Source organism: Allobosea massiliensis (assembly GCF_042655245.1).
Taxonomy (GTDB): domain Bacteria; phylum Pseudomonadota; class Alphaproteobacteria; order Rhizobiales; family Beijerinckiaceae; genus Allobosea; species Allobosea massiliensis.
Map to the genome: position 1 here is coordinate 1 of NZ_JBHSLU010000131.1, position 1,455 is coordinate 1,455.

Annotated in this window: 2 pseudogenes; one reads left to right on the forward strand and one right to left on the reverse strand. The window is 61.1% G+C overall.

The features are described 5' to 3' along the window. Positions 1 to 416: 416 nt before the first annotated feature. Positions 417 to 1,016 (forward strand): annotated as a pseudogene (gene istB, locus ACFPN9_RS27680) (IS21-like element helper ATPase IstB); the annotation flags it as partial. Between the two features lie 156 nt (positions 1,017 to 1,172). Here istB and ACFPN9_RS27685 read toward each other — a convergent pair. Next, positions 1,173 to 1,361, reverse strand: a pseudogene (locus tag ACFPN9_RS27685) (IS3 family transposase); the annotation flags it as partial. Positions 1,362 to 1,455 lie beyond the last annotated feature (94 nt).

A 1,455-nucleotide genomic window follows, 5' to 3' on the forward strand; every position in this document is an offset into this window, starting at 1 on the left:
TCGGGGATCTCTCGGTTCAGGGTTGGCGTTCACAACCCAAACCTAACCGGCAATCGCCGGTGACCACCGTCAGCTACACCACGCTATGGGACACGACCAACGAGACATTTTTTCTGTGTGCGTGGAACCTGTAGCAACTCCGGCTTTGTTTATCCCTGGACGGTGCCGCGGAACTCACCGCCTCACCGGTTCGATTAGACCGCCGGTTCTCCTATCGCTTGACCACCTGGAACAGCGGCAAAAGGAGATAGATCATGATGCAGGAGATGATGAACGGGCCAATGTCGTGGGGCATGTGGCTAATTTGCTTGCTTTTGCTCGTAGTCCTCGGACTCGCAGCCGCCGCTCTCGTGAAGTACCTCCGAAGCTGACTGGTAAATCGGTAAAGCGAAGATGCGCGCCAACAAATTAGCGCTTTAACGACCGCGATCGCCGAGAAGAACGCCCGCTCGATCAAGTACCAGATGACAGCGTCTAGGCTGCCGCTGGCCAAGGAGATCGACGCCTTCGAGTTCAGCGGGACGCCGATCAACGAGGGCCTGGTGCGCGATCTCGCCACCGGCGCGTTCCTTGCCAGCCAGCGCAACGTCGTGCTCGTCGGCGGAACCGGTTCAGGCAAAACGCATCTCAGCATTGCCATCGCCCGCAACTGTGTCCGCAACAGCTCGCGCGTGCGCTTCTACAACACCACTGACCTGGTGAACCGGCTGGAGATGGAAAGCCACCAGGGCCGGGCCGGCAAGCTCGCCGAGCACCTGTCGCGGCTCGACCTCCTGGTCCTGGACGAGCTCGGCTACCTGCCCTTCGCGCGAACTGGCGGCCAGCTCCTGTTCCATCTGATCAGCCGGCTTTACGAGCACACCTCTGTCATCGTCACCACCAATCTCGCCTTCGGCGAATGGCCAACCGTCTTCGGTGACGCCAAAATGACGACAGCGCTGCTCGACCGGCTCACTCATCACTGCGACATCATCGAGACCGGCAACGAGAGCTGGCGCTTCAAAAACCGCGCCTGACGATCGCGCTCGACCATCCCGATCTGAAACCGGGCTCGGCGCGGCTGTGCAACCCCGACCAGCTCCGCCGCGCCGATCCCTGATCGCCGCGACCCACAAAGCCATGGTCCCCGTTTGGAAGCCGATCCCGGTCCCCGATTCCACGCCGATTGACAGGCCGATCGAGGCGCGCGCGTCGGACACGCTGGCATAGGCGCGTAGATAGACCTCCTCGTATTTGACCGATTTCCAGATGCGCTCGACAAAGACGTTGTCGCGCCAGGCCCCCTTGCCGTCCATGCTGATCCTGATGCCCGCGCCGATTAGCAGGGTGGTGAACTCGCGGCTGGTGAACTGCGAGCCTTGGACGCCCTTCTGTTTGTCAAGCAGCGATACGTGTCGCGTTGATTTCCTTCTGGCGCTGCATGATGAGGGCGAAGACCTCGCGAGCAAGGTAGCG